Source organism: Mycobacterium sp. ZZG, assembly GCF_054786995.1.
Genome location: NZ_JBTBFV010000025.1, coordinates 69,556 through 76,439, shown reverse-complemented (window position 1 = coordinate 76,439; position 6,884 = coordinate 69,556). Strand labels below are relative to the sequence as shown.

The 6,884-nt window shown below is 66.5% G+C and carries 7 protein-coding genes; 2 read left to right on the top strand and 5 right to left on the bottom strand.

Translation table 11 applies throughout. The features are described 5' to 3' along the window. Positions 1–123 precede the first annotated feature (123 nt). A complete protein-coding gene (locus tag ACXMYJ_RS15780; protein ID WP_460357503.1) occupies positions 124–717 on the bottom strand; it encodes a TetR-like C-terminal domain-containing protein in 594 nt (197 codons plus the stop codon). A gap of 4 nt (positions 718–721) precedes the next feature. Continuing rightward, entirely contained in the window at positions 722–1,948 is a 1,227-nt protein-coding gene (locus ACXMYJ_RS15775) for an MFS transporter (RefSeq protein WP_460357509.1), read from the bottom strand. 163 nt (positions 1,949–2,111) lie between these two features. Here ACXMYJ_RS15775 and ACXMYJ_RS15770 point away from each other — a divergent pair, with 163 nt between their 5' ends. Both ACXMYJ_RS15770 and ACXMYJ_RS15765 read left to right on the top strand, forming a co-directional pair. Then, positions 2,112–3,266, top strand: coding sequence for a Rieske 2Fe-2S domain-containing protein (locus ACXMYJ_RS15770; RefSeq protein WP_460357500.1), 1,155 nt, complete (start codon positions 2,112–2,114; stop codon positions 3,264–3,266). A gap of 25 nt (positions 3,267–3,291) precedes the next feature. Then, a complete protein-coding gene (locus ACXMYJ_RS15765; RefSeq protein WP_460357497.1) occupies positions 3,292–3,756 on the top strand; it encodes a hypothetical protein in 465 nt (154 codons plus the stop codon). On the opposite strand, the gene ACXMYJ_RS15760 is transcribed toward ACXMYJ_RS15765, so the two are convergent. The 3 genes from ACXMYJ_RS15760 to ACXMYJ_RS15750 are packed head-to-tail and all read right to left on the bottom strand — an operon-like array spanning position 3,753 to position 6,821. Beyond that, positions 3,753–4,910 (bottom strand): sulfotransferase family protein, encoded by a 1,158-nt coding sequence (locus ACXMYJ_RS15760; RefSeq protein ID WP_260755472.1) that lies wholly within the window; start codon positions 4,908–4,910, stop codon positions 3,753–3,755. The genes ACXMYJ_RS15765 and ACXMYJ_RS15760 overlap by 4 nt on opposite strands. Beyond that, positions 4,907–5,692 (bottom strand): SDR family oxidoreductase, encoded by a 786-nt coding sequence (locus ACXMYJ_RS15755; protein WP_460357493.1) that lies wholly within the window; start codon positions 5,690–5,692, stop codon positions 4,907–4,909. The genes ACXMYJ_RS15760 and ACXMYJ_RS15755 overlap by 4 nt, the downstream gene beginning before the upstream one ends. A gap of 1 nt (position 5,693) precedes the next feature. Next, the gene (locus tag ACXMYJ_RS15750; protein ID WP_460357491.1) at positions 5,694–6,821 is read right to left on the bottom strand and encodes a hypothetical protein; all 1,128 of its coding nucleotides are present in this window, start codon (positions 6,819–6,821) and stop codon (positions 5,694–5,696) included. Positions 6,822–6,884 lie beyond the last annotated feature (63 nt).

Here is a 6,884-nt window from a genome sequence, read left to right as displayed (position 1 = left end):
TCGGATTGCCACGCCCCAAACGGCGGGGCAATCCCGAATCTGTCGGCCTGCCTGTGACTTCACACACGCGCCGACGAGCGCTTGAGACGCCCCGCCCCATCAACCCACTAATTCAGCAGACTCCTAGGCCAGGCAACCTCGCCAGACCGTCTGCACCAAATGGGTGACAGCCTCGTCATCCAGCGGGGGCATACCGAGTACGAGCCGGTAATACGGCGGGGACACCAATGCGTCCACGGCCACCTCGACATCGATGTCGGCTGAGAGCTCGCCGCGGTCCACGGCCTCGCGCAGCGTCGTCGTCACCGCGGCCCGGCGCGGCGTGATCCACTGATCCAGCAGCGCCCGCTCGATCGCCGAGTCCGACGGTGACGCGGCGATCACGTTGCGCAGCAGCGGTCCTACCGCCGGGTCGGCCAACAGCGCGTTCAGCGCGCCGACGTGATGGATGACCGCCTGAACCGGCGTGCTGCCCGCAGGACGGGTGATGGATCCGCGCACCTGATCGAGCAGACCCTCCAGCACGATCGCCGCGGCCGACGGCCACCACCTGTATATCGTGGTGCGGCTGACCTCGGCGCGTCTGGCGATCGCGTCCATCGTCGCCGCCGCGGCGCCGCCTTCGAAAGCGAGTTGGGCGGCGGCGGCCAGAACCGCGGCGCGAACGGCTTCGCTGCGTGGGCGACCGCGGCGGTTCACAGGCCGGCTGTCCACCACTCGCTCACCCTATTGCGCGCGTCCACCTGAATCCCAACGCCGCCACAGCCAGAGTGAGTGCGGCCGCGAGCGCGCCGAAGCCGAACATCGCTGGATAGCTGAAGGTCCGCACCGCGAACACCAGCGCCGCCGGCACCCCGAAGCCCAGGTAAGTCAGCCCGTAGAACACCGCCGTCAGGCCCGCCAGGTCGTCCGGCCGGGCCATTCGCTGAACCTGCTGCAGTCCGGCCAGCAGACCCATGCCGTAGCCGGCTCCGAGCATGGCCGCGGCCGACAACGCCGACCACACCGTCAGCACGGTCGCGGCCCAGGCCGCCAATCCCATCCCCAGCGCGGTCAAGGTCAATGCGATCAGCACACCGGCGGCGCTCGCGGCATCGAGGCGCCGTGCCAGGTTCTGCACCCCGAACGCCACGCCGAGCGTGACCAGACACATCAGCGCGGAGAAAGCGATGGGCGCGGCCGCGACTCTGTCCGCCATCAGCGCAGGCAACACCGCGTAAGCCGATGCAGCGGCACCGAAGACCCAGGGGGCCAGCGGTGCGACCACGAACAGGAACCGCCGGTGCGCCACCGCCGGGACGGCGAGGTCGGTCCACCACCGACGACCGGAATCGCGTCGGGCCAGCGTCTCAGGCGCCGTGCTGAGCATGGCGGCCGCGGTCAGGGCCATCACCACGTTGATCACATAGGGAAGCATGGTGGGCGCCGGACCCCACTCGGCCAGAACGCCCGCGGTCACGGCACCGAGCGCGAAGCCCGCGGTCAGGCTCATGGCCGCGCGGCGGGCCCCGGCGTCGCCGTCCTCCCAGGGCGGGCTGGACAGCTCCTTGATCCAGCTGCCACCGACAGCCATCGCCAGCCCGAGCGCCAGCCCGCTGAACACCCGCCCGACACCGAGCAGCGGGGCCGAGTGCGCGCCGAGCGCAAGGATGGACGATCCCACGGCCGCGAGCACCGGCGCGGGCAGCATCAACGGGCGGCGGCCGAAGCGGTCGGACAGCGGGCCACCGATCAACAGCGCGGGAACGATGCCCAGCACGTAGGCGAACAGCAGAAGGTCGACGGTCAGCGCCGAGAAGCCGTCACCGGCCCGGTACATGACCAGCAGCGGGGTGAACTCGTTGCCGCCCCATGCGATCGCGAACGTGGCCGCGGCGACCACAAGCCACCGGCGCTTCGGCCGCGTTCGCGGTGCTACCGCTGAAGGGACCGGCGCGATCGAGGAAATACTGGACACTTTGTCCACTATATAGATGGCCCACAAGTGGGTATCCGGCGCCTTTGAGTGGTGTCGGCAACATTTTTCGCAGGTGAGGGGCCTTCGATTGCGCAATCTGAGGCCAAAACTGTAACGTGTTCTAGTTAGACGCCGAGATTTGGGAGGCCCCGAGGTGACTACCGATTCAGCTGCGGGAACCGCAGGGATTCGCGAGATCGACACCGGCACGCTGCCCGATCGGTATGCGCGCGGCTGGCACTGCCTGGGCCCGGTGAAAAACTTCACCGACGGCAAGCCGCACGGAATCGAGATCTTCGGAACGATGCTGGTGGTCTTCGCGGATTCGCAGGGCGAGCTCAACGTCCTCGACGGCTACTGCCGGCACATGGGCGGCAACCTCGCCCAGGGCACCATCAAAGGCGACGAGGTCGCCTGCCCGTTCCACGACTGGCGCTGGGGCGGCGATGGCAAATGCAAGCTCGTCCCCTACGCCAAACGCACCCCCCGACTGGCCCGCACCCGCTCGTGGCACACCGACGTTCGCGGCGGCCTGCTGTTCGTGTGGCACGACCATGAGGGCAACCCGCCGCAACCCGAGGTGCGCATCCCGGAGATCCCACAGTGGTCCAGCGGCGAGTGGACCGACTGGAAGTGGAACTCGATGCTGATCGAGGGCTCCAACTGCCGCGAGATCATCGACAACGTCACCGACATGGCGCACTTCTTCTACATCCACTTCGGATTGCCGACGTACTTCAAGAACGTCTTCGAGGGCCATATCGCCAGCCAGTACCTGCACAACGTCGGCCGCCCCGACGTCAACGACATGGGCACCGCCTACGGCGACGCCTCCCTCGACTCGGAGGCCAGCTACTTCGGGCCGTCGTTCATGATCAACTGGCTACACAACACCTATGGTGACTTCAAGGCCGAGTCCATCCTGATCAACTGCCACTACCCGGTCACCCAGGATTCGTTCCTGCTGCAGTGGGGCGTCATCGTCGAGAAGCCGAAGGGCCTGGACGACAAGACCACCGAGAAGCTGGCCGAGGCGTTCACCGACGGGGTCAGCAAGGGATTTCTCCAGGACGTCGAGATCTGGAAGCACAAGACCCGCATCGACAATCCGCTGCTGGTCGAAGAAGACGGCGCGGTGTACCAGATGCGCCGCTGGTACCAGCAGTTCTACGTCGACGTCGCCGACGTCACGCCGGAGATGACCGACCGGTTCGAGATGGAGGTCGACACCACGGCTGCGGTGCAGAAGTGGAACGTCGAGGTCGAGGAGAACCTGAAGGCCAGGGAAACCGAGAAGCAGACGACGTGAGGCCAGCGAGCGGAGCGGATCGCGCATGAACGAGCAACCGGATGTGGACCGCCTCGCCAGGTCGATGCTGCTGCTGCACGGGCACGACGACGAGGAGCACGAACACGGCCACACTCCGGGCGAGCGCGGGAACCGGCCCGGATCCTGGCGCAAGGCACCGGATTTCGCGTCGGATCCGGATCGCGCCGCGGCCGTGCGGGCCAGCAGCCAGGCCGACCGCGAACGATATCTGAACTCGGGCCTGGTGTCGGTGGACTGCCGGTTCTGTCATGTGGCGGTGAAGGTCAAGAAGCTCGGTCCCGCACACACTTCGGTGCAGTGGACAGGCGACGCCACGCGACGTTGCGCGCATTTCGCCGAGATTCGGCAAGCCGGCGGCGATCCCGCGCGCTCACCATCGTGCCCCCGGCTGGCCGACAGCATCAGACACGCGGTCGCTGAAGGCTGCTTGGAGGAGTACTCCAGCGCGCCGTCACCCGGTGACGGTTAGAGGTTCTCGAACCGCTCCTTGACCTGCTCGGCGGTCAGGCCGTAGTCGGCCAGCGCGTAGGTGTGTTTCGGCGCCCGCGGGCCCTGTTTGCTCTTCTCATCGGTCTTGACCATCGCCTGGCGCGCCTCGTCGGTGAATTCGATGCCGAAGCTGCGGTAAATGTCCTCGACCACACCGATCGGATCTTTGATCAACGCGAAGTAGTCCAAATCGTAGAACTGTGCCGGATCATGCTTAGCGCGTTCGGCGTTGAACAGCGCCAATCCCCGCGACCAGGTCTCCATCGAGTCCGCACCGATGACGTCGCCGACGAAGGTGTTCGACCAGCCCTCGGTGGTGTGCTGGGCCAGCGAGCACATCGACGCCATGATGGTTTCAGCCGGCCGGTGACACTGCACCACCAGTGCGTCGGGGTAGGTGGCGAACAGCGCGTCGAGGGCAAACAGATGGCTGGGGTTCTTGAGCACCCAGCGCTTGTCGCGGTCGTTGAGCCCGATCAATTGCAGATTGCGCCGGTGCCGTTGATAGGGCTTGGTCCAGTCCTGCCGCGCCAGCCACTGCGAATAGGTCGGCACGTGGGCCAGGGTTTCATAGGACACCGAGTGCAGCGACTGCCGCAGCAGCTGCCAGCACTCCTCGACTTCGTCGGCGGTCATGAAGTGCAGGCCGGTGTAGTCCGGGTTCTCCTCGTGCGCTTTGGTGAACTGCGCGTCTAGTTGCTGGAAAACCGGGTTCTGCGACCACGTCTCGCGGGGCGGACGCGGTTGGGGGAACTCTGCCAGCCACAGTTCCAGACCCTGGTGGCGCGGATCGGCGGCCAGAAGCCGGTGCACGGCCGTCGTGCCGGTACGCGGCAGCCCGGTGACGAAGATCGGCCGCTCGATGGCGACGTCGGCGTGCTCCGGATACTGTTTGAACGCCGCCTCCGAGACCAGCCGAGCGACCAGCGCGTTGCGCAGGAAGAACCGCTGCATCTTGCTGCCGAGCTCGGTGAGATCGGCATCCCGCTGATAGGACTCCAGCAGCACACCCAGCGCCTCACGGTAGTTGTCGTCGTCCGAACCGAAATCGTCGAGGCCGCAGGCCTTCACGGCCGAGGCGTGCAGGTCCTCGACGGTGCCGACATCTGTTCTCGGAGTGCTCGCGCTCGTCACGCCTTGAACTCCCCGCAGTTGACGTCCAGCGCCTGCCCGGTGATCCCGCTCGACAGGTCGCTGGCCATGAACAGGATCGCCGAGGCCACCTCGTCCTCGGTGGGCAACCGCTTGAGGTCCGACGCGGCCGCGGTGGCCTTGTAGATCTCCTCGACAGTGGTGCCGTATTTGCCGGCCTGGTGCGCGAAGTAGGACTCCAGTGTCCCGCCCCAGATGTAGCCGGGCAGCACCGAGTTGACCCGGATCCCCTGCTCCCCAAGCTCGGTGGCCAGCGTCTGCGACATCGCGAGCAGCGCCGACTTGGCCATCTTGTAGGCGCCGTACTTGGCCTGCGAGTGCCGCACCACCATCGAGTTGACGTTGACCACGGCGCCGTTCGCCTCAGCCAGCGCCGGGGTGAACGCCTGCACCATGCGCAGCGCGCCGAACACCGTCAGCTCGATCGCATCACGCATGTGTTCGAAGGTGGTGTTGGCGAACGGCTTCATCGACGGCACCCGGAATGCGTTGTTGATCAGCACGTCGACCTTGCCGTACGCCTTGAGTGACTCGTCGACCAGATGGGCGACCTGCGCCTCGTCGGTGATGTCGGTACCCACCGACAGCGCCCGCCGGCCCAGACCGGTGATCTGTGCGGCGATGTCGTCGAGCCGTTCCACGGTGCGTGCGGCCAGCACCAGGTCGGCGCCTTCCTCGGCGCACCGCCGGGCCAGCGTGGTCCCCAGCGCGGGTCCGACGCCGCTGATGACGACAACCTTGCCTTTCAGAAGCCCGAAGGCCATCTCAACCCACCATTCTCTCGCCGATCTGCCTCTGGCGCAGCGCGATCCGCGCCCGCCAGTCTTTCTCTGAGATCTTGTTCGATTCGTAGTACGGCAACGCCGCGGCGACGCCGTCGACCTCGACCAGCTCGACGGTCGGCCCGTCGGCGGGGGTCAGCTCACGGGACACCCGCTGCCAGCGGAACTGCAGGAAACCCTTGCGATGACCGAGGGTCTCCACCCAGTTGGTGACGCCGGGGTTCTGCTCGCAGACCACGATGCGGATCTTGCCGTCCGGATCCGCCTGCGCCTGAGTGCCGTTCAGCGACGTCTGGTGGTTGATGTAATCCAGCGAGATGTACCACAGGCTGCCGAGCTGGAAACCGAGGTACGGCGCGTCCGGGACCGGGATCGTGATGACGAGTGCCTGATCGGGGGCGAGGTCGAACTGCCCCGCCGACGAGTACTGGGTGGCAAGGCCGCCGGGCGTGAGCCTCGGCGCCACCATCGAATTCGGCGGGGTGTCGTTGTAGAACCACTGTGGGAACTGCAGCCACGTCTTGACACGCTGCACCAGCTGCTTGCCGGCGACCGCATAGCGCTTCTCGATGAGCTCACGAGTCAGCGGCGGCGGCGCGGTGCCCGCGGTGTCGGTCCGGGCGATCGCGAAGGTGCCACGCTGCGCGGACCAGTCGTTGTAGACCTCGCGGATCACCAGCTGCGACGGCACCTCTGGAGTGAACCGCCACTCGAAGGTGCCGTCGGCGGCGATGTCGAGCTTGCGGTCGTCGAAGGCCGTCTCGCTGTCGGGCACGACTTCGTCGGTGTACTCACCGCCGAGCAGCTGGAAGCTGACGTCGGTGGTGGTGCCGCGGCGGCCGGTGACGACGTACTCGTGGCCCGGTTGCACGCGCGTGCCGAAGTACAGAGTGTCGGGGTTGTCCAGGCCCATCTTGGTGAACGGCCCGGTCCCGCTGTGCAGGAACGGATGGTCTCGGTCGTAGTCGAAGGCGACATGCGTGCATGCGGCGACGCACCCCGCCAGGTATTGCAGGCCCTCCAACAGGTCGGCCTCGGATTCGATGAACGGGGCGTCGGCGACGAGCTTCTCGGCTTCGGCGATGGCATCGGCCAGTGGCTGCGTGAACACAATTCCGAAACTAGAACCTGTTCTACCGAGAGTCAATATATCGACCGCACCGTTCCAAATATG